Genomic DNA, 19,108 nt, shown 5'->3' with positions numbered 1-19,108 from the left:
CCGCGTCCCATGGTCAGGCCCGTCACGAGTCGAAGCTCAGGCTCAGTTTGCGCAGCAGCCCTGCGAGCCGCTCCCGGTCGGCGCGGGGGAGGGCCTGAAGCAGCACGGCCTCGGCATCGACGAGACGGGTGATGGCGGCATCCACCCGCACCCGCCCGTCGTCGGTGAGGGTGACCAGCACGCTGCGCCCGTCGAGCGGGTCGGCCTCGCGTCGGACGAAGCGCCGGCCGACGAGCCGGTCGATGCGGTTCGTCATGGTTCCGCTCGAGACCAGCGTCTGCTGCAGAAGCTGCTTGGGGGAGAGCTGGAACGGCGCCCCCGCGCGGCGCAGAGCCGAGAGCACGTCCCACTCCCACGGCTCGATGTCGCTGCGGCGGAACACGTCTCGTCGCGCTCGGTCGAGGTGACGGGAGAGGCGGTCCATGCGCGAGAGCACCTCGAGCGGCGAGAAGTCCAGATCGGGGCGCTGGGTGTTCCAGGCGCCGACGATCCGGTCGACCTCATCCGCCTCGCTCATCCCTCCATTATCGTGCCTGCGGGTCGCGGCCGATCGCCGCCGCCGTCACAGGGGCGAGGGTCAGGAACGCGCTGTGCGGGTCGGGCCGATAGCCGCCGAAGGCGTCGCACTCCACGAACCCGGCGCTCGCGTACAGGGCGCGTGCGGCGTCGAAGAACGCGTCGCTCCCCGTCTCGAGCGAGAGCCGCTCGATGCCGCGGCCGGCGGCGTCGTCGATGAGGAACGCGAGCATGGCGCGGCCGACGCCTCGCCCGCGGGAGGTAGGAGCCGTGCGCATCGACTTGAGCTCCTCGTGCCCTTCGTCCACCGCGGCCAGAGCGCCGGTGGCGACCGGTCGCCCGTCGTCGTAGCCGGCGAACAGCCGGATGCCAGGCATGAGCAGCCGGTCGAACGACAGCGCGTGCCGGCTCTCCGGCGGGGCGGTGCCCTCCATCTCGGCGTGGTGCGCGGCGACGAACGCCGCCAGGGCGGGGGTCGCGGATTCGACGCGTTCGATGACGATGCTCATGCGGTCATGATCGCAGGGGCGTGTTTCCGGCAGGTGACGAACAGGGTACAGGCGGGCGCACGCTCAGAGCGCACGGGTGAACGTGGCAGACTTGACGGGCGGTGCCCAGACGGGCGGCGCGGTCCGCCGTGGTGTAACGGCAGCACGACAGCCTTTGGAGCTGTGAGGTTCAGGTTCGAATCCTGGCGGCGGAGCATGACGCAGAACACTCTCGCCATCATCGTGCTCGCCGCAGGTCAGGGCACGCGCATGAAGTCCAGGCGGCCCAAGGTGCTCCACGAGATCGCAGGGCGGCCGCTGGTCGGCCATGTGCTCTCCACCGCGCGCTCGCTCGGCGCAGCGCACATCGAGGTCGTCGTGCGGCATGAGCGCGACCAGGTCGTCTCAGCGCTCGCCGCCGACTACCCCGACGCCGTCTTCGTCGACCAGGATGACGTGCCCGGCACCGGCCGCGCGGTCCAGGTCGCGATCGACGCCCTGCCCGCCGACTTCGACGGCGACGTGCTGGTGCTCTCGGGCGACTGCCCGCTCGCCGACGCCGCGACCTTGTCGTCGTTCCTCGACGAGCACCGCGCGTCCGGCGCGCCCGCGACGCTCATGACGGCGGTCGTCGACGACCCCGCCGGATACGGCCGCGTGATCCGCGATGCAGACGGCGGCGTCGACCGCATCGTCGAGCAGAAGGACGCCACCGACGACGAGGCCGCGGTCAGCGAGATCAATGCGGGCATGTACGTGTTCCGCGCCGAGACGCTGCGCCGCTATCTGCCCGAGATCGGCGTCGACAACGCCCAGGGCGAGATGTACCTCACCGATGTGCCCGGGCTGCTTCGTCGCGACGGAGACCGCGTCGCCGCATCCGTCGTCTCCGACGTCACGGTCACCTACGGCGTCAACGACCGTGCGCAGCTCGCGCTCGTCGGCCGCCTGCTCAACCAGCGCATCGTGCGGCACTGGCAGCGTGAGGGGGTCACGATCGTCGACCCCGAGACGACATGGATCGACGACGATGCGACGCTCGCCTCCGACGTGACGATCCTGCCGAACACCCAGATCCTGCGTGCCACGACCATCGCGGCCGGCGCGACCGTCGGCCCCGACACCACGCTGGTCGACTGCGAGGTCGGCGAGGACGCGGTGGTCAGGCGCACCGACGCCAACCTCGCGGTGATCGGCGCGAACGCCACCGTCGGCCCGTTCTCGTTCCTGCGCCCTGGCACGGTGCTCGGCGCGGGCGGCAAGATCGGCGCGTACGTCGAGACCAAGAACGCCGAGATCGGCGAAGGCAGCAAGGTGCCGCACCTCTCGTATGTGGGCGACGCCACGATCGGTCGCGGCGTGAACCTCGGTGCGAGCACGATCACGGCGAACTACGACGATGTGAACAAGCACCGCACGGTGGTCGGCGACGAGGTGCACACCGGCTCGCACACGGTGCTGGTCGCGCCCGTTAGGCTGGGAGCCGGTGCGAAGACCGGTGCCGGCGCCGTCGTCCGCAAGGACGTTCCCGCGGGCGCCCTGGCCATGAGCGTCGCCCCCAGAGGAACATCGACGGGTGGGTCGAGAAGAACCGAGCAGGCACGGGGGCAGCGGATGCTGCCGCCCGGGAACGATCAGCAGAATAGGCGGCTGGCATGGGGCGCAAGAAGAAGACGGCTGCACTCGACCGTGAGAACGGCGTCGCACCCGGACTGATCGCGAAGACGAAGAAGCGGCTGGTCGTCGCGGGCGGACGCTCGCATCCCGAGCTCACTGCAGCCGTCGCCGCGGCGCTGGGGCAGGAGGTCGCTCCGGTCGAGCACCGCACCTTCGCCTCCGGCGAGATCTACGCCCGTTTCGAGGTGTCGATCCGCGGCTGCGATCTGTTCATCGTGCAGTCGTTCGGCGAGCCGGTGAACGAGTGGCTCATGGAGACGCTCATCATGCTCGACGCCGCCAAGCGCGCATCGGCCAAGCGGATCACCGTCGTCGCGCCGTACTATCCCTATTCCCGACAGGACAAGAAGGGCCGCGGCCGTGAGCCGATCTCGGCCCGTCTGGTCGCGGACATGCTCAAGGTCGCCGGAGCGGATCGCGTCATGAGCGTCGACCTGCACGCCGCGCAGATCCAGGGCTTCTTCGACGGCCCGGTCGACCACCTGTTCGCCAAGCCGGTGCTGCTCGAGCACTTCGAGGGCACCCTCACGCCGGACGACCGCGAGACCCTCACCATCGTCTCGCCCGACATGGGCCGGGTGCGTGTCGCCGACACGTGGTCCGACAGCCTCGGCGCGCCTCTCGCCATCATCCACAAGCGCCGCGACCCGAAGGTCGCCAACCAGGTCTCGGTGCACGAGATCGTCGGAACCGTCGATGGACGCACCTGCCTGCTCGTCGACGACATGATCGACACCGGCGGAACCATCGTCAAGGCCGCCCAGGCGCTCAAGGCGAACGGAGCCCGCAAGGTGATCGTCGCGGCGACGCACGCGGTCTTCAGCGACCCGGCATCCGACCGCCTGCAGGACTCCTCGATCGACCAGGTCGTCATCACGGACACGATCCCGCTGACCGAGTCGCGCCGCTGGGAGGGGCTCACCATCCTCCCGATCGCACCGCTGCTCGCCACCGCGATCAGGCAGGTCTTCGAGGACGGCTCGGTCACGAGCATGTTCGGCGGGGACGCCTGAGCTCACCCCGGAGGCATAGCGGGCATCCGGATTCCTCATAGCCGGATGCCCGAAGCTGGACGCATGAACGCGCATCCCGCAGTCCGCACCGGAACCGCCCTGCTCGGCATCGCCGGCGCCCTCGTGCTCGCCGGATGCTCCGGCGCGGCCGACGCCGAGACCGGCGAGACGTCGAACGGCTCGTCGAGCGGTGCCACCGCTCCGTACGCCGACGGCACCTACACCGCCGAGGGCTCGTATCAGACCCCTGAGACGGTCGAGACGATCGAGGTCACCCTCACGGTCGCCGACGACGCGGTCACCGATGTCGAGGTGGTCGGCGATCCGATCGCCCCCGAGTCGAAGAACTACCAGGGGCAGTTCATCGCGGGCATCGCGGACGAGGTCGTCGGCAGGAAGCTCGACGATCTCGACGTCGACCGCGTCGCAGGGTCGTCGCTCACCAGCGGCGGCTTCGACCAGGCGCTCGCCGAGATCAAGGAGCAGGCCGCCGCCGCGGCCGAGTGAGAAGGCATGCACGCGTGGCGGTTCGACGCCATCGGCACGCGCTGGGAGGTCGAGACCTCCGCACCGCTCGGTGAGGGCGATCGCACGCGGATCTCGAGCATCGTCGCCGCGTTCGATGAGACCTGGTCCCGCTTCAGAGACGACTCGATCGTCTCGTCGCTGCGCTCCGGCGGCGAGACGGCGACGCTGGATCGGGATGCCGCGGCCGACGCCCATGCGATGCTCGGCGCGTACCGCGAGCTGGCCGACGCGACCGACGGCGCGGTGAACCCGCTGATCGGCACGGGGCTCGAGTCGCTCGGATACGACGCGTCGCTGACGCTGCAGCCCGGCTCGCCACGTCCCGCTCCTGGCGACTGGCAGCGCCTGCTGAGCCTGGACGCCGATGCGATCGGGCTCAGCGCCCCCGCGGTCATCGACGTGGGCGCGGTCGGCAAGGGCCGGCTGGTCGATCTCATCTGCGACGCCCTCGCCCACCTTCCCGGGCGGGTGACCGTCGACGGCAGCGGCGACCTGCGGGTGCGGGGCGGTGCGGCTCGGGTCGCGCTCGAGCATCCGTACGATCCGACCTCGGCGATCGGTGTGGTGGAGGTCGCGGATGCGGCACTCTGCGCCTCGGGGATCACGCGTCGATCCTGGGGCGACGGGCTGCATCATGTGCTCGACGGTCGCACCGGCCTGCCCGTGCGCACCTGGGCGGCCACATGGGCGCTCGCGGATGACGCCATGCACGCAGACGCAGCCGCCACGGGGCTGTTCTTCGACGGCGGTGCCGCACTGGCCGACCGGTGGGGCGTGGAATGGGTGCGGATGTCGACCGACGGGCGCGTCGAGCGCTCTGAGGGCTTCCCCGGTGAGCTGTTCACCGTGTCCGCCTCGTCGAGCTCCGCAGTCGGGATCGGGAAAGAGGCGCCGCAGAGTCGCCTGCGGCGCCAGGCCGCTGAGAATACGGAAGAGTAGAACAGTGATCACTGCGTTCCTGGCGATGCGGCAGCGTGTGCTCGCCGTGCTCGGCGCCATCTCGATGTACCGGCTCGCGCTGTTCGCCCTCGCGGCGCTGGCGGTGATAGCCCTCGGACTCTCGCTCGCAGGGCTCGTGGGGCCCTCGGCCGGTGAGATCCTGGCATCTTTCGCGGTGCTGGCTGTCGCCATCTCCGCTGTCGACGCTGTGGCGCAGCGTGCCCTGCACCTGCCGTGGCGCATCGAGTCGTCGCTGGTCACCGCACTCATCCTGCTCTTCGTGCTGCAGCCCGCGCTCACCCCTGCAGGGCTGGGCGGCGCGGCGCTCGCCGGTGTGCTTGCCAGCCTGTCGAAGTACCTCATCGCGTGGCGCGGGCGTCACATCCTCAACCCCGCCGCCTTCGGTGCTGCCGTCGTGACCGTCCTCGGGCTCGGCACGTTCTCGGCCTGGTGGGTCGGCACCCCGTGGCTGTCGCTGTTCGTCGCGCTGTTCGGGCTGCTCGTGCTGTGGCGCACCGAGAAGGTGCGGCTGGTGCTCGTGTTCCTGATCGTCGTCGTCACGGTGTCGGTGGTGCGCCAGGCCGTTCAGGCGCAGTCCTTCGGCATCCCGTTCAGCGCCGGTGATGCGCTGGTGGCGGCGGTCGCGCAGAGCCCGTATCTCTTCCTGGGCGCTTTCATGCTCTCCGAGCCCCTCACGCTGCCGCCCCGGCGCTGGCAGCAGTTCAGCGTGGCGGCCCTCGTCGGGGTGCTCGCGGGCTGGCCGATCGCGATCGGCTCGCTGTTCACGCTCGGTCAGGAGCGTGCCCTGCTGATCGGAAACCTGCTCGCCTTCGCCTTCGCGCTGCGGGGATCGGTGCGGCTGGTGCTCACGAAGCGGGAATTCATCACGCCCACTGCGCAGGAGCTCACCTTCCGGGCGAAGGGGCGGGTGCGATTCATCGCCGGGCAGTACGTCGAGCTGGAGGTACCGCACCGCAATCCGGATGCCCGCGGCACGCGGCGCGAGTTCAGCATCGTCTCCGCGCCCGCCGATCTGCCCACTCTGCGCATCGCCTACAAGGACGGCGATCAGAAGCATCCGTCCAGCTACAAGCGTGCGCTGAAGGCGGCCGAGCCCGGCGCCGTGCTCGCCGTCACCGGCACCTGGGGCGACTTCGTGCTGCCGCGCGGCCAGGCGCCCGTGCTGATGGTCGCGGCCGGGATCGGGGTGACGCCGTTCGTGTCGCAGCTGCGTCAGCTGCAGGCCACCGGCGCCGAGCGCGATGTCGTGCTCGTCTACGTCGCATCGGAGGCGGCCGAGCTGGCGTTCCGCGACGAGCTCGCGGCGACGGGCGCGCGCACGATCGTGTTCACCCGTGACGAGCCGGCCGACCTGCCTGCGCACTGGACGTGGGCGGAGGGGATCCGCCTCGACGCCGAGGGCCTGCAGCAGGCGGTGCCCGACCTCGCGACCCGCCATGCGTACATCTCGGGCCCGCCGCGGCTCATCGCCGACCTGGCCCCTGCTCTGCAGAAGGCGCGAGGCGTCACCACCGACGCGTTCGCAGGCTACTGAACCGGCGGCTCCGGCCGCGGAGATGGCGACGAGCGCAGGCCGGAGGGCAGGCGCACGGTGAACGTCGTGTCTCCGGGCGCGCTCTCGACGGCGATGGTGCCGCCGTGACCCTCGACGATCGCCTTCGCTATCGCGAGGCCGAGCCCGGTGCCGCCCGTCTGCCGCGCGCGCGACACATCGCCGCGGGCGAAGCGGGCGAACAGCTCCTCGCGCACCGCGGGGTCGATGCCGGGGCCGTCGTCGTGCACGCGCAGCTCGGCCCCGGAAGGCGTGGCGGCCAGGGCCAGGGTGATGGTCGTCCCCTCCGGGGTATGGGTGCGGGCGTTGGCGAGAAGGTTGCCCACCACCTGGTGCAGACGCCCCATGTCTCCGACGACCGTGACAGGTTCGCCGGGAGTCTCCAGCTTCCAGTGATGGCCCGGCGCCGTCGGCTGCGCGTCGGCGAGGGCCTCGACAGCCAGCTGCGACAGGTCGACCTCGCCATGAACCAGCTCCGCCCCCTCATCGAGCCGCGCGAGCAGCAGCAGGTCCTCGACGAGCCGCGTCATCCGCAGCGACTGCGCCTGGATGCGCTCCAGCGCCGACGTGGTGTTCTCGACGGTCGGGGCGTCCTGCGACTGCTTCAGGGCACGCAGCGACAGCTCGGAGTATCCGCGGATGGACGCGAGCGGTGTGCGCAGCTCATGACTGGCATCCGCCACGAAACGCCGCATGCGCTCCTCGTTGCGCTGCCGGGCGGCGAGCGAGGAGTCGACGTGGTCGAGCAGGGTGTTCAGCGCCACGCCCACACGGCCGACCTCGGTGCGCGGATCGGCCTCGTAATCCGGCACGCGCTCGGTGATGCTCACCTCGCCGCGGTCGAGGGGCTGCCCGGCGACGCGTGATGCGGTCGCCGCGACAGCGCGCAGCGGACGCAGGCCCATGCTGATCGTCAGCGCCGTGGTGAGCGCGAGAAGGATCAGCCCGCCGAGAGTCGCGAGCGCGATCACGGTGAACAGCGAGGTCATGGTTCGCTGCACCTCGGCGCGAGGAAGGCCGGTGATCACGACCACGTCGTTCTCGGTGCGGTCGGCAGTCACCCGGTACGAGCCGAAATCGGAGAGGCTGACCGTCGCCGATCTGGAGCCCTGCAGGCCCGAGGTGAGCTCGAGCAGATCCGCCGCGGAGAGGCCTCGTCTCGAGTTCTGCGTCGCGACGACCCCTGAGGCGGGGGAGTCGGGCGGAAGGACGGCCATCAGCAGGCTGCCGTCTGAGACGATGCCGCCCTGGATCGCCATCTCGGCGGTGAGCGCTTCGCCGCGCAGCGCAGCCACCCGGGCGCGGTCGGTGACCAGAGCCGTCGTGACCTTCGAGGTGGCGTCGAGCTGCTCCTGCAGGCGATCCTCGAGCGTCTTGCCGAGGGTCGCGCTGGTGATGATCGCGACGATCACCAGGATGAGGGAGACGAACCCGATCACCGCGGCCATCAGCCGCGCCTGAAGGCTCAGCGGGTGGGGGAGCATGTCTACTGCGGCGACTTGATCATGTAGCCAACACCTCGCACGGTGTGCAGCAGGGGAGTGCGGCCCGCGTCGATCTTCTTGCGCAGGTACGAGATGTACAGCTCGACCACCGACGACTTGCCGCCGAAGTCATAGCTCCACACCCGGTCGAGGATCTGTGCCTTCGACAGCACCCGGCGCTCATTGCGCATCAGGAAGCGCAGCAGCTCGAACTCGGTCGCGGTGAGCTCGATCTCGTCGTCTCCGCGCACCACCTCATGGCTGTCCTCGTTGAGCGAGAGGTCGGCGACGCGCAGGATCGACTGCTCATCGTCCGCCTGGCCCTGCCCGGAGCGGCGGATCACCGCCCGAAGCCGCGCGATGACCTCTTCGAGGCTGAAGGGCTTCGTCACGTAGTCGTCGCCGCCGGCTGTGAGCCCGGCGATGCGGTCGGCCACGGCGTCCTTCGCGGTGAGGAACACGACGGGAACGAGGTTTCCCGACTCGCGCAGGCGGCGCAGCACGCTCATGCCGTCGAGGTCGGGCATCATCACGTCGAGGACGAGCGCGTCGGGTTCGAAGTCGCGCGCGACCTGCAGGGCCTCCAGCCCCGATGCGGCCGTGCGCACCTCCCAGCCCTCCATGCGCAGCGCCATGGCGAGCAGGTCGGTGAGCATGGGCTCGTCGTCGACCGCGAGGATGCGCAGGGGTGTTCCGTCAGGGCGGCGGAGGTCTGGGTGCTCGGTGCTCATGGGTCCCATTGTGCTCCTCGTCTCATCGAGAACTCATAGGAGATCCTATGGAGTCACTGTGGATGCCCCTGGGCATGCAGCGAGGCTCGGGGCGGCGCGTGCGCGCCGACCCGAGCCTCGCCCTGGTTTCAGTGGGTGTCGACTGCGGGGATCTCGGTGCGGTCGCCGGACCAGAGGGTGTGGAAGGTGCCGTCCTTGTCGATGCGGCGGTAGGTGTGCGCGCCGAAGAAGTCGCGCTGGCCCTGCACGAGGGCGGCGGGGAGGCGCTCGGCGCGGATGCCGTCGTAGTACGACAGTGACGATGAGAACGCCGGGGCGGGGATGCCTGCCTGCGCTGCGGCGACGACGACGCGTCGCCATGCTGCCTGCCCGCGTGCGAGCGCCTCGGCGAAGTAGGGGGCGGTGAGGAGTGCGGGCAGGTCGGGCTCACCGGCGTATGCCTCGGCGATGCGGTTGAGGAACTGGGCACGGATGATGCATCCGGCTCGCCAGATCTTCGACACGGCGCCGAGGTCGATCGTCCAGCCGTACTCGACGGCGCCGGCGCGGATCTCGTCGAAGCCCTGCGAGTACGCGACGATCTTCGACGCGTACAGTGCGAGCCGCACGTCCTCGATGAAGGCGTCGGCGTCGTCGACGGCGAACTCGCCCTCCGGGCCGGGCAGGTGGGCGGCGACGGCGCGCTGCTCGGGATGCGAGGACAGCGAGCGGGCGAAGGTCGCCTCGGCGATGCCCGAGACCGGCACGCCCAGGGCGAGCGCGGTCTGCACGGTCCACGCGCCGGTGCCCTTGGCTCCTGCCTGGTCGACGATCACGTCGACGAGCGGCTTGCCCGTCTCGGCGTCGATCTGGCGCAGCACCTCGGCGGTGATCTCGATGAGGTACGACTCGAGCTCGCCGGTGTTCCACTCGGCGAAGACCTCGGCGATCTCGGCGGGGGTCTTGCCCGTGCCGCGGCGGATGAGGTCGTAGGCCTCGGCGATGAGCTGCATGTCGGCGTACTCGATGCCGTTGTGCACCATCTTCACGAAGTGACCCGCGCCGCCGTGGCCCACATGCGTGACGCAGGGCTCGCCCTCGGCGACCGCGGCGATCGACGTGAGGATGGGACCGAGCGTGACCCAGGACTCGTCGGAGCCGCCGGGCATGATGCTCGGTCCGAGCAGCGCGCCCTCCTCTCCGCCCGAGATCCCGGCGCCGACGAAGTTGATGCCCGTCTCGCGCACGGCCTGCTCACGGCGGATCGTGTCGGGGAAGTAGGCGTTGCCGCCGTCGACGATGATGTCGCCCGGCTCGAACACGCGCACGAGCTCGTCGATCACCGCATCGGTGCCGAGCCCGGCCTTCACCATGATGATCGCGGTGCGCGGCTTCTGCAGGGACGCCGCGAACTCCTCGTACGAGAAGGTCGGCACGAAGCCCGCCTCGGGGTGCAGGGCGACAAGCTCATCGGTCTTCGCCCGCGAGCGGTTCAGCACCGCCACCGTGTTGCCTTCGCGGCTGGCGAGGTTACGGGCCAGGTTCGAACCCATGACGGCGAGTCCGACGACTCCGATGTTGGCTGAGGCTGTGGGCACGGGGATCTCCTCGATGGTGAAGGGCGTGATCTCAGGGTATCGGTGCGAGAGGGTCAGGATTCGTTCGTGTCGTCCGCAGCGGGTGCGCGGCCCCGCTCGGCGACGAGCCGCCGGGTGACCGAGATGTCGCGGTCACCGAGACCCCGTTCGACGATCTCGTCGAACGCGGCGCTCAGGGCCGGCAGCAGAGTCGTCTCGGTACCGGTCGCGGCCGCGATGTCGGCGGCGAAGCGCAGGTCCTTGACCATGTACTTCGCCATGCCGCTGGGGGAGTCGTCGCCGGTGATCAGCTTGTCCCGGCGGGTGTCGAGCAGCCGGGAGCCGGCGTAACCGCCCGCGAGCAGCGACCACATCCTGTCGAGATCGATCCCGGAGCGATCGGCGAGCACGGTCGCCTCGCCCAGTGCGAGGATCGTCGCCGACACCACGAGCTGATTGCAGGCTTTCGCGACCTCGCCGGCGCCGAGGGGGCCGAGGTGCACGGGATTGCCGCACGGTGCGAGCACTTCTGCGGCCAGGGCTGCGTCAGCGTCCGTCCCGCCGAGCATGATCGACAGGGTGCCGGCGCGAGCGCCGTCCTCCCCGCCGGAGACGGGACAGTCGAGCATCCGCACCCGCCCCGCGGTCCTCTCGCGCAGCCGGTCCGCGAGCGCCCGCACGGCCGGCGCAGACGACGTCGATGCGACCATGATGAGCAGCTCCCCGTCGTCGGCGAGAAGCCCGTCCGGCCCTTCGAGCAGCTGCTCGAGCTCGGGCAGATCCGGCAGCACGCTGAGCAGCACGTCCGATCGAGCAGCGAGGTCCTTCGGCGTCGCGCACCAGGTGGCACCTGCCGCCACGAGCTCTGGCTGGGGGCGGCGCGCGTGGATGATGAGCTCGCCACGCGCGGCGAGCAGTCTCTCTGCCATCGGGCGTCCCATCGAGCCCAGGCCGATCACGCCGACGGTGGCGGAGGATGCTGTCATGGGCCCAGGGTACCAAAGTCCAACAGAATGGACACTGTTCATTTGAATGGATTGAAGATAGGGTGGTGTCGGCGTTCCGTCCGAGGAGGAGACATGACCGAGACCCAGACCCGGCTGCGTGCGGTGGCCGCCGTGCCGCTCAGCGAATCGCTGTGCCGCCTCATCGAGCAGCTCGAGCCGCGGGTCGAGATGGTCCGCGATCACGCCCTGACCCGTCCGATGCGCGGGCCGGCCGACTGGTCCGGCGACCCCGACCACGCGCGAACGCCGGAGCAGCAGGCGGCCTTCGACGCGATGGTCGACTCGGCGGACGTGCTGTTCGGCATCCCCGACGTCGACCCGGCCGCCCTCGCGCGCACCGTCGCGTCGAATCCACGGCTGCGCTGGGTCATGACGACCGCCGCCGGGGGCGGAAGCCAGATCAAGGCGGCGGGACTCGACCGGGCCGCGCTCGACCGGATCGCATTCACCACGAGCGCGGGCGTGCACGCGGGAACCCTCGCCGAGTTCGCCGTGTTCGGAGTCCTCGCCGGCGCGAAGGACCTGCCCCGGCTCCGCGCGGATCAGTCCGGTCGGAGCTGGCCCGACCGCTGGGAGATGAGACAGGTCGACGAGATGACCGTGCTGGTCGTGGGGCTCGGCGGCATCGGAGCCGAGTGCGCGAGGCGCTTCCAGGCGCTCGGCGCGACCGTGTGGGGAACGACGCGAAGCGGGATGCCCGTCGACGGCGTCGATCGGCTGATCCCACTGGAGCAGCTCGCCGAGGCCGCCTCCCAGGCGGATGCCGTGGTCGTGGCGCTTCCCGGCACGGCACAGACCCACCACCTCGTCGGCGCCGAGGTCCTCGCCGCTCTGCGCCCCGGCACCATCATCGCGAGCGTCGGCCGCGGCACCGCCGTCGACGAGTCCGCACTGCTCGAGGCGCTCGACGACGGCCGGGTCTCCTTCGCGGCCATGGACGTCTTCGAAGTCGAGCCGCTGCCGCATGAGTCGCCGCTGTGGGATCACCCGCGTGTCCTCGTCAGTCCGCACACGGCGGCTCTGAGCTCGAAGGAGGAGGAGCGAATCGCCCGGCGATTCGCAGAGAACGCGGCACGCCTGCTGGATGGTCGACCGCTGCGAGCCACGGTCGATACTGTCGAGTTCTACTGACATCCGGCGCGAGGCCGGCATCACCGGGAGGCGAAGCGTGGCACGAGAAGACGATGCCAGAGAGGGCAGGGATCCGGCACCGGCGGTGACGAGGAGCATCAGGCTGCTCGGGCTGCTCGCCAAGGCCGAGCCGCGCACCCTCACCGAGCTCGCCGGCGAGCTGGGGCTGGCCAAGTCGTCGACGGCGAACCTGTGCCTCGCTCTGGAGGCCGGAGGGATGATCCAGCGCACGTCTGCGGGCTATCGGCTGGGGCTGCGCACCGCCGAGCTGGGCGGAGCGTTCGCCGCGCAGTTCAATCAGGTGCGCGAGTTCTACAGCGTCTGCGAGGCGTCGGAGGTGCTGTCGGGCGAGCTGGTGCAGGTGGCGCTGCTCGACGGAGCGGAGTCGCTCTACCTGGCCAGGCACGAGGGCTCGCGCTCGCTCCGGCTGGGCACGCCGCTGGGCTCGCGGCTGCCGGCGGCGCTCTCCGCGACGGGACGCGCCCTGCTCATGTCGATGTCTGATGACGAGGTGGTGGCCCTGCTCGGCGCCGACACCGTGTTCCCGCGGCTGACCGAACGCAGCGCGACGAGTATGGCCGATCTGCTGGATGCCCTTGCTGCGGCACGCCGTCGGGGCTGGGCGCTCGACGCCGAGGAGTCCTTCCGGGGGATCGTCGGCGTGGCCGTGCCTCTCGAGCCGTGGGCTCCCTCCGACCCGGCGCTCGCGCTCGGTGTGGCGATCCGCGCGCCCGAGGCCGACTTCGAGCGCATCGAGCGCGTCGGCGAGGCGCTGCGCGTCGCGGCGCGTGAGCTGACCAATCCGTTCAGTGCCGCTGCGCGCCGCTGACGGGACATTCGCGACCGACGCTTCGCGACCGGAACCACCGGTTCGCGGCTGAGTGCGCATCAATCGGGTCCAAAGGGTTGAACAAGGTTCACTGGGCTGGTATCGTCTCCATGACGTTGAAGCGAGCCGATCGAAGGAGATGGCCATGACCGACCCCCGCACGACCCGACCTGCGGCGACTGAGGACCCGGAGTACGCCGCGAACCTGCGCCGCGCGACGCTCGCCTCGAGCATCGGCAGCGCCCTCGAGTACTTCGACTTCGCGCTCTACGGGCTTTCCACCGCCCTCATCTTCAACGTGCTGTTCTTCCCGCAGGACGATCCCGCGATGGCCACCGTCGCCGCATTCGCGACGTTCGGCGTCGGCTTCCTCGCCCGCCCGTTCGGCGGTCTCTTCTTCGGGGTGCTCGGCGACAGACTCGGGCGCAAATGGGTGCTCGTCGCCACCATCCTGCTCATGGGCGGCGCCTCCACGGCGATCGGCCTGCTTCCGACCTACGAGGCGATCGGGCTGTGGGCGCCGATCCTGCTCGTGCTCATGCGCCTGCTGCAGGGCTTCGGCGCCGGTGCAGAGCAGGCGGGGGCGACCGTGCTGATGGCAGAGTACGCTCCCGTGCGCCGTCGCGGATTCTTCGCCGCCCTGCCCTTCATCGGCATCCAGGCCGGCACGCTGCTCGCCGCCCTCGTCTTCAGCTTCATCAGCCTTCTGCCCACCGACGCGCTGATGAGCTGGGGCTGGCGCGTGCCCTTCCTGGCATCCTTCGCGCTCATCCTGCTCGCACTGTTCATCCGGATGCGACTGCGCGAGACGCCGACCTTCATCGAACTCGAGAAGCACGAGCAGATCGCCGAGCGGCCCGTCCGCGACATCTTCACGCACGGTCTGCCCGGCGTCATCGTGGGCATCGGCCTGCGCATGGCCGAGAACGGCGGCTCCTACATGTTCCAGACGCTCGGCCTCGCGTTCTTCGTGGCGATCCTCGACGGTGCAGCCGACAAGAGCCTGCTCACCTGGGGAGTCACCATCGGCTCGCTCATCGGCGTCTTCTCGGTGCCTCTCGCCGGCCACCTGTCCGATCGTCTCGGGCGCCGCACCGTGTACCGATTCGGCGCGGTGTTCATGCTGATCTACACCTTCCCGGCCTGGTGGATGCTCTCGCTCGGCAACCACGCGCTGGCCGTCGGCGTCATCGCGATCGGCATCGGCGTCGCCGTGTGCACCATGCTCGGCCCGCAGTGCGCGATGCTCCCGGAGCTGTTCGGCAACCGCCACCGCTACCTGGGCGTGGCGATGGCCCGTGAGATCTCGGCCGTGCTGGCCGGTGGCCTCGCCGGTGTGCTGGGGGCGTACCTCATCGCCGTGAGCGACGCGAACTGGATCCTGCTGGCCACCTACATGGCCGTGCTGGCACTGATCACCACCGCGTCGACGTTCCTCGCGCCCGAGACGCTGCGGCGCGACCTCACCCGCGTCGACGACGCGATCAAGGTGTCGCGGGCCGAAGCCGGCGATGACGTCTACGCCACCACGGTGTCGATCGCGGCGGTCGGACGATGACCGCCCGAGGCATCGCGGCCTTCGACCTCATCGGTCGCACGGCCCTCGTCAGCGGGTCTGGTCAGGGCATCGGGCGCGCGCTCGCCGAGGGATTGGCGGCAGCCGGCGCCCGGGTGGTCGTGCACGGCCGCGATGCGGCGAAGGCCGCCCACGCGGCGGAGGAGATCTCCGGCAGCACGGGAGCCGAGACCTGCAGCGTCGCCTTCGACCTCACTGACTCAGCAGCCGTCGACGCGGGCGTGGACGAGGTCGAGCGGCTGGTCGGCACGCCCGACATCCTGGTCAACAACGCCGGGGTGCAGCGGCGCGCGCCGATCGCCGATTTCTCGGACGAGGACTGGGATGCCCTCGTCGCCACGAACCTCTCCGGAGCCTTCCGGCTCTCGCGCCGAGTCGCACGCGGCATGATCGAGCGCGGGTCGGGGAAGATCATCTCGATCGGAAGCGTGCAGTCGCAGCTCGCCCGCCCGTCCATAGCGGCGTACTCGGCCACGAAGGGCGCCATCGTCATGCTCACCAAAGGGCTGTGCGCCGATCTCGCCCCTCACGGCATCCAGGCGAACGCGATCGCACCGGGCTACTTCGCCACCGCTCTCACGCGGCCGCTGGTCGAAGACGAGCAGTTCTCCGGCTGGGTGCGATCTCGCACACCGGCCGGTCGCTGGGGCGACGTGCAGGATCTCGTCGGCGCACTCGTCTTCCTCTCCGCTCCCGCGAGCGACTTCGTCAACGGACAGACCCTGTTCGTCGACGGCGGCATGACGGCGGTGGTCTGATGCTCGTCGGCCGAGCACAGACCGGTGACGCCGTGCGGTGGGTGTGCGCGCACGAGGACGGGATGCGCCCCATCGAGGACCCGTTCGCGGCCTTCGCCGAAGGGCGCGAGCCGGTGATCATCGACGAGCGCGTCGAGGGACGTCTTCTCGCACCCTGTGAGCCGGTCGTGCTCGTCGGCATCGCACAGAACGGACCCGCGCATCCGTCTCCGGTGCAGGCGTGGCTGAAGAGCCCGCGCACCGTGGTCGCCTCCGGCGAGACGGTGAGTCTGCGCAGTGATGCCGGTGCCGTCGTCGCCGAGGGAGAGATCGCGGTGGTGATCGGTCGGCCGACCGAAGGACTCACCGCCGCCAATGCACACGAGTACGTGCTGGGCGTCACGGCGGTGAACGACCTGTCGAGCCCGGAGCGGGTCGTGATGGACCCGCGCAACTTCGAGTCGAAGTCCGGGGCGGGGTATACGCCTCTCGGGCCGTGGATCGACACGGAGGCCGGACTCGATTCGATCCCGCTCGTCGTCGCGGTCGACGCAGAGACGGTCGCGACGACCGATGCACGCGAGCTGCCGGTCTCGATCCGCGACTGTCTCGCCTACGTCGCCGGCTGGACGCCGCTGGACGCCGGGGACGTCGTGATGACAGGCGCGCCGCATTCGCAGGCTCCTGTCGTTCCCGGCCGGACGGCGAGCGTCGCCGTCGGTCGAGTCGTCCTGACGACCCCCTTCATCTGAACAGGATCAGCGCCACGTGCGCGAGGCAGAGAGGAGCGCACCATGTCGAACCCGGGTGTGATCGCATACGCGGCAGGGGACCTGCGCGTCGAGGATCTCGGTGCACCCTCGCCGACCGCCGATCAGGCGATCGTCGACATCGCCTACGGCGGGGTGTGCGGTTCAGACCTGCACTACTGGAGACACGGCGCGGCCGGTGCGTCGGTGCTGCGTGAGCCGATGGTGCTCGGCCACGAGGTGTCCGGGATCGTCTCGGTCGTAGCGGCCGACGGCAGCGGGCCCGCAGCCGGGACCCCGGTCGCCGTGCATCCGCTCACCCCGCACGGCGACGGAAGGACGCCATGGCCGGCGGAGCGTCCCAACCTTGCTCCTGCATCCAGCTACCTCGGATCCGCCCTCCATCTGCCGCACACGCAGGGAGCGTTCGCGTCGAGGGTGGCGCTGCCCACGCGCATGCTGTTCGCCCTGCCGGAGACCCTCGACCTGCGCACAGCCGCGCTGGCGGAACCGGCCGCGGTCGCCTGGCACGCCGTCCACCGTGCCGGGCCGGTCGCCGGGCGCAGCATCGCTGTGATCGGCGCGGGCCCGATCGGCCAGCTCGCCGCCGCAGTGGCGCAGGGCCTCGGCGCCGAGCGGGTCACCGTCACCGATCTGCACGCGATGCCGCGAGAGATCGCCGCTGCTCGCGGCGCCCACGCCCTCGACGCACGGGACTCGGAGGCCATCGAGCAGCTGCACGCCGACATCGTCATCGAGTCCAGCGGCACGGTGCCGGGACTGGCGGCCGCGGTCGGGGCGGCCGTGCGCGGTGGCGACGTCGTGCTGCTGGGGCTGCAGGCTGCCGGTCAGGTGCCGGCTCCGATCGCGACGGCGATCACGCGGGAGCTCACCCTGCATGGTTCGTTCCGGTTCGGAGACGAGTTCGCCGAGGTCATCGACGCGCTGGCGTCCGGACTCATCGACGTGACCGGCGTGATCAGCCATGTGCTTCCCTCCCACCGCACCGAGCAGGCCGTCGACGCGTTCGAGACCGCAGCGGACGCCTCGCGCTCGTGCAAGGTGCTGCTCTCGTTCGGAACTGACGGCTGATGCCGGGCGCGGGGAACGTCGTCCTCGTCCTCGAGGCGAGCACGACCTCGGCGAAGTGCCTGATCCTCGACTCGGGCACCGGAGTCGTCGAGGTGCGCACCCGTCGCTTCAGTGACGAGAGCCCTGCGCGCGACGGTGACGTGATCACCGCCGAGCTGCTCGCGCTCGGACGCGAGACGGCCGCAGGTCGCCCGGTCGACGTCATCGCGCTGTCGAGCACGTGGCACGGCATGACGCTGCGCACGCCGGACCTGCACGCCGTGACGCCGGTGTACGAATGGCCGCACACCGGCGCGCACGAGGTGGCATCCCGCTGGCGATCGGATCCGGAGTTCGTCGAGTGGTTCCGGCGGCGCACCGGATGCCTGGTCAACGCCAGCTATCCCGCGTTCAAGCTCGCCCAGCTGGTGCGAGACGGCGTCGACCTCCGGGGGCTGCTCATGCTCGACCAGGGCGGACTCGTCTTCGCCCGTCTCACCGGGCGCACATGGACGAGCCTGTCGACGGCATCGGGCACCGGGCTGATCTCGGTCGAGACGGGGGAGTGGGATGCCGAGGTGCGACAGCGCCTCGGCATCGGCGCCGTCCTGCTTCCCGAGCTGAAGCCGAGCAGCGCCTGGGCGCCCCTGCAGCCCGAAGCGGCCGCCCTCCTCGGGCAGCGGGCAGGTACGCCCGTGCTCGTGCCCGGCCCCGACGGCGGGCTCAATCAGATCGGCGACCGGGCATCCGGCATCGGCGACATGACCTTCTCGATGGGCACGAGCGGGGCGCTGCGGATGACGGCGGCGCTGCCGTCCTTCGCCGCGGATACCGGCACGTGGACGTACCGCTCACCCGCCGGCTGGCTCAGCGGCGCGGCGACCAGCGGCTGCGGCAACTGCGTCGACTGGGCGAGGCGGCGACTCTTCCCCGACGTGGACTACGCCGCGCTCGAGGCCCTGCTCGACCCGGCCCGCTCCGACCTGCCGCTGTTCCTGCCGTTCCTGTTCGGCGAGCGCAGCCCCGGCTGGGACGACCGCCGTCGCGGCGGGTTCCTCGAGGTCGAGCCGCACCATTCCGCCATCGACCTGTACCAGGCGGTGCTGCACGGCATCGTGTACTCGCTGCATCACTGCTTCACCGAGCTCGTCTCCCTGAACGGGCAGCCGAAGCGGATCGTGATCTCGGGCGGGGTGCTCTCTTCCGGCTACTGGTCGCAGCTCGCCGCTGATGTGTTCGGCATGCCGCTGGAGGTGTCGGATCTGCAGCACACGAGCCTGGTCGGCGCGGCGCGACTGGCGCTGGAGCACGCCGGCGAGGACGCCGATCATCCCGCCCTGCGCGCGTCGGCGCCCAGGATGCTCGTTCCCGACCCGCAGCGCACGGCGATTCTCGACGTGCAGCGCGAACGCTACCTCGACGGCTACGCCCGGACGAGGCCCGCCGATCGACTCGCCGTTCCCACTCCGACCTGACCCCGTTCCCGACATCATCGGGTCCGCT

At 70.5% G+C, this 19,108-nt stretch carries 17 protein-coding genes, 1 tRNA gene and 1 pseudogene; 13 read left to right on the top strand and 6 right to left on the bottom strand.

Annotated features, from left to right (window positions below):
• Positions 1-22: 22 nt before the first annotated feature.
• Entirely contained in the window at positions 23-517 is a 495-nt protein-coding gene (locus tag FVO59_RS00650) for a MarR family winged helix-turn-helix transcriptional regulator (RefSeq protein WP_182253668.1), read from the bottom strand.
• Positions 518-524: 7 nt separating this feature from the next.
• Complete coding sequence (locus tag FVO59_RS00645; protein ID WP_182253667.1) at positions 525-1,025, bottom strand: GNAT family N-acetyltransferase; 501 nt, start codon at positions 1,023-1,025, stop codon at positions 525-527.
• Between the two features lie 122 nt (positions 1,026-1,147).
• On the opposite strand from FVO59_RS00645, the gene FVO59_RS00640 reads away from it, so the two are divergent.
• From FVO59_RS00640 to FVO59_RS00615, 6 genes and pseudogenes are all read left to right on the top strand, one after another.
• Positions 1,148-1,219 (top strand) — tRNA-Gln (locus FVO59_RS00640).
• A 1-nt stretch (position 1,220) separates the two neighbouring features.
• Positions 1,221-2,650: pseudogene (gene glmU / locus FVO59_RS00635) on the top strand (bifunctional UDP-N-acetylglucosamine diphosphorylase/glucosamine-1-phosphate N-acetyltransferase GlmU).
• A 9-nt stretch (positions 2,651-2,659) separates the two neighbouring features.
• The gene (locus FVO59_RS00630; protein WP_182253666.1) at positions 2,660-3,694 is read left to right on the top strand and encodes a ribose-phosphate diphosphokinase; all 1,035 of its coding nucleotides are present in this window, start codon (positions 2,660-2,662) and stop codon (positions 3,692-3,694) included.
• 63 nt (positions 3,695-3,757) lie between these two features.
• Positions 3,758-4,201 (top strand): FMN-binding protein, encoded by a 444-nt coding sequence (locus tag FVO59_RS00625; RefSeq protein WP_182253665.1) that lies wholly within the window; start codon positions 3,758-3,760, stop codon positions 4,199-4,201.
• A 6-nt stretch (positions 4,202-4,207) separates the two neighbouring features.
• Positions 4,208-5,161, top strand: a complete 954-nt coding sequence (locus tag FVO59_RS00620; protein WP_182253664.1) for an FAD:protein FMN transferase — start codon at positions 4,208-4,210, stop codon at positions 5,159-5,161.
• Positions 5,162-5,165: 4 nt separating this feature from the next.
• Positions 5,166-6,716, top strand: a complete 1,551-nt coding sequence (locus FVO59_RS00615) for an FAD-dependent oxidoreductase (protein WP_430736318.1) — start codon at positions 5,166-5,168, stop codon at positions 6,714-6,716.
• Here the strand turns inward: FVO59_RS00615 and FVO59_RS00610 are convergent.
• The 4 genes from FVO59_RS00610 to FVO59_RS00595 form a co-directional block, all read right to left on the bottom strand.
• Complete coding sequence (locus tag FVO59_RS00610) at positions 6,710-8,218, bottom strand: sensor histidine kinase (protein WP_182253663.1); 1,509 nt, start codon at positions 8,216-8,218, stop codon at positions 6,710-6,712. The two genes, FVO59_RS00615 and FVO59_RS00610, sit on opposite strands and share 7 nt — an antisense overlap.
• 2 nt (positions 8,219-8,220) lie before the next feature.
• The gene (locus tag FVO59_RS00605; protein WP_182253662.1) at positions 8,221-8,949 is read right to left on the bottom strand and encodes a response regulator transcription factor; all 729 of its coding nucleotides are present in this window, start codon (positions 8,947-8,949) and stop codon (positions 8,221-8,223) included.
• Positions 8,950-9,077: 128 nt separating this feature from the next.
• On the bottom strand, positions 9,078-10,526 hold the full coding sequence (gene gnd, locus FVO59_RS00600; protein ID WP_182253661.1) for an NADP-dependent phosphogluconate dehydrogenase: 1,449 nt from the start codon (positions 10,524-10,526) through the stop codon (positions 9,078-9,080).
• A 53-nt stretch (positions 10,527-10,579) separates the two neighbouring features.
• Positions 10,580-11,491: an NAD(P)-dependent oxidoreductase gene (locus tag FVO59_RS00595; RefSeq protein ID WP_182253660.1), complete on the bottom strand. Its 912-nt coding sequence runs from the start codon at positions 11,489-11,491 to the stop codon at positions 10,580-10,582.
• A 93-nt stretch (positions 11,492-11,584) separates the two neighbouring features.
• On the opposite strand from FVO59_RS00595, the gene FVO59_RS00590 reads away from it, so the two are divergent.
• The 7 genes from FVO59_RS00590 to FVO59_RS00560 all read left to right on the top strand — a co-directional run bounded on the left by FVO59_RS00590 (position 11,585) and on the right by FVO59_RS00560 (position 19,080).
• Positions 11,585-12,643, top strand: coding sequence for a D-2-hydroxyacid dehydrogenase (locus FVO59_RS00590; protein ID WP_182253659.1), 1,059 nt, complete (start codon positions 11,585-11,587; stop codon positions 12,641-12,643).
• A 37-nt stretch (positions 12,644-12,680) separates the two neighbouring features.
• The gene (locus FVO59_RS00585; RefSeq protein WP_259363334.1) at positions 12,681-13,472 is read left to right on the top strand and encodes an IclR family transcriptional regulator; all 792 of its coding nucleotides are present in this window, start codon (positions 12,681-12,683) and stop codon (positions 13,470-13,472) included.
• A 139-nt stretch (positions 13,473-13,611) separates the two neighbouring features.
• Complete coding sequence (locus tag FVO59_RS00580; protein ID WP_182253657.1) at positions 13,612-15,030, top strand: MFS transporter; 1,419 nt, start codon at positions 13,612-13,614, stop codon at positions 15,028-15,030.
• Complete coding sequence (locus FVO59_RS00575) at positions 15,027-15,806, top strand: SDR family oxidoreductase (protein ID WP_182253656.1); 780 nt, start codon at positions 15,027-15,029, stop codon at positions 15,804-15,806. Before FVO59_RS00580 ends, FVO59_RS00575 begins: the two co-directional genes overlap by 4 nt.
• Entirely contained in the window at positions 15,806-16,537 is a 732-nt protein-coding gene (locus FVO59_RS00570) for a fumarylacetoacetate hydrolase family protein (protein WP_182253655.1), read from the top strand. The genes FVO59_RS00575 and FVO59_RS00570 overlap by 1 nt, the downstream gene beginning before the upstream one ends.
• 42 nt (positions 16,538-16,579) lie before the next feature.
• The gene (locus FVO59_RS00565) at positions 16,580-17,626 is read left to right on the top strand and encodes a zinc-binding dehydrogenase (protein WP_182253654.1); all 1,047 of its coding nucleotides are present in this window, start codon (positions 16,580-16,582) and stop codon (positions 17,624-17,626) included.
• Positions 17,626-19,080: a gluconokinase gene (locus tag FVO59_RS00560; RefSeq protein WP_182253653.1), complete on the top strand. Its 1,455-nt coding sequence runs from the start codon at positions 17,626-17,628 to the stop codon at positions 19,078-19,080. The genes FVO59_RS00565 and FVO59_RS00560 overlap by 1 nt, the downstream gene beginning before the upstream one ends.
• The last annotated feature ends 28 nt before the right edge of the window (positions 19,081-19,108 follow it).

It is taken from the genome of Microbacterium esteraromaticum (genome assembly GCF_014084045.1).
GTDB lineage: Bacteria > Actinomycetota > Actinomycetes > Actinomycetales > Microbacteriaceae > Microbacterium > Microbacterium esteraromaticum_D.
The sequence above is the reverse complement of the archived record's forward strand: the minus strand, read 5'-3'. Positions and strand labels throughout refer to the sequence as shown.

What these genes read in the sequence shown, in the direction of transcription:
- FVO59_RS00650 (WP_182253668.1), bottom strand. Translation starts at nt 517, where the DNA reads ATGAGCGAGGCGGATGAGGTCGACCGGATCGTCGGCGCCTGGAACACC.
- FVO59_RS00645 (WP_182253667.1), bottom strand. Translation starts at nt 1,025, where the DNA reads ATGAGCATCGTCATCGAACGCGTCGAATCCGCGACCCCCGCCCTGGCG.
- FVO59_RS00630 (WP_182253666.1), top strand. Translation starts at nt 2,660, where the DNA reads ATGGGGCGCAAGAAGAAGACGGCTGCACTCGACCGTGAGAACGGCGTC.
- FVO59_RS00625 (WP_182253665.1), top strand. Translation starts at nt 3,758, where the DNA reads ATGAACGCGCATCCCGCAGTCCGCACCGGAACCGCCCTGCTCGGCATC.
- FVO59_RS00620 (WP_182253664.1), top strand. Translation starts at nt 4,208, where the DNA reads ATGCACGCGTGGCGGTTCGACGCCATCGGCACGCGCTGGGAGGTCGAG.
- FVO59_RS00610 (WP_182253663.1), bottom strand. Translation starts at nt 8,218, where the DNA reads ATGCTCCCCCACCCGCTGAGCCTTCAGGCGCGGCTGATGGCCGCGGTG.
- FVO59_RS00605 (WP_182253662.1), bottom strand. Translation starts at nt 8,949, where the DNA reads ATGAGCACCGAGCACCCAGACCTCCGCCGCCCTGACGGAACACCCCTG.
- FVO59_RS00595 (WP_182253660.1), bottom strand. Translation starts at nt 11,491, where the DNA reads ATGACAGCATCCTCCGCCACCGTCGGCGTGATCGGCCTGGGCTCGATG.
- FVO59_RS00590 (WP_182253659.1), top strand. Translation starts at nt 11,585, where the DNA reads ATGACCGAGACCCAGACCCGGCTGCGTGCGGTGGCCGCCGTGCCGCTC.
- FVO59_RS00580 (WP_182253657.1), top strand. Translation starts at nt 13,612, where the DNA reads ATGGCCATGACCGACCCCCGCACGACCCGACCTGCGGCGACTGAGGAC.
- FVO59_RS00575 (WP_182253656.1), top strand. Translation starts at nt 15,027, where the DNA reads ATGACCGCCCGAGGCATCGCGGCCTTCGACCTCATCGGTCGCACGGCC.
- FVO59_RS00570 (WP_182253655.1), top strand. Translation starts at nt 15,806, where the DNA reads ATGCTCGTCGGCCGAGCACAGACCGGTGACGCCGTGCGGTGGGTGTGC.
- FVO59_RS00565 (WP_182253654.1), top strand. Translation starts at nt 16,580, where the DNA reads ATGTCGAACCCGGGTGTGATCGCATACGCGGCAGGGGACCTGCGCGTC.
- FVO59_RS00560 (WP_182253653.1), top strand. Translation starts at nt 17,626, where the DNA reads ATGCCGGGCGCGGGGAACGTCGTCCTCGTCCTCGAGGCGAGCACGACC.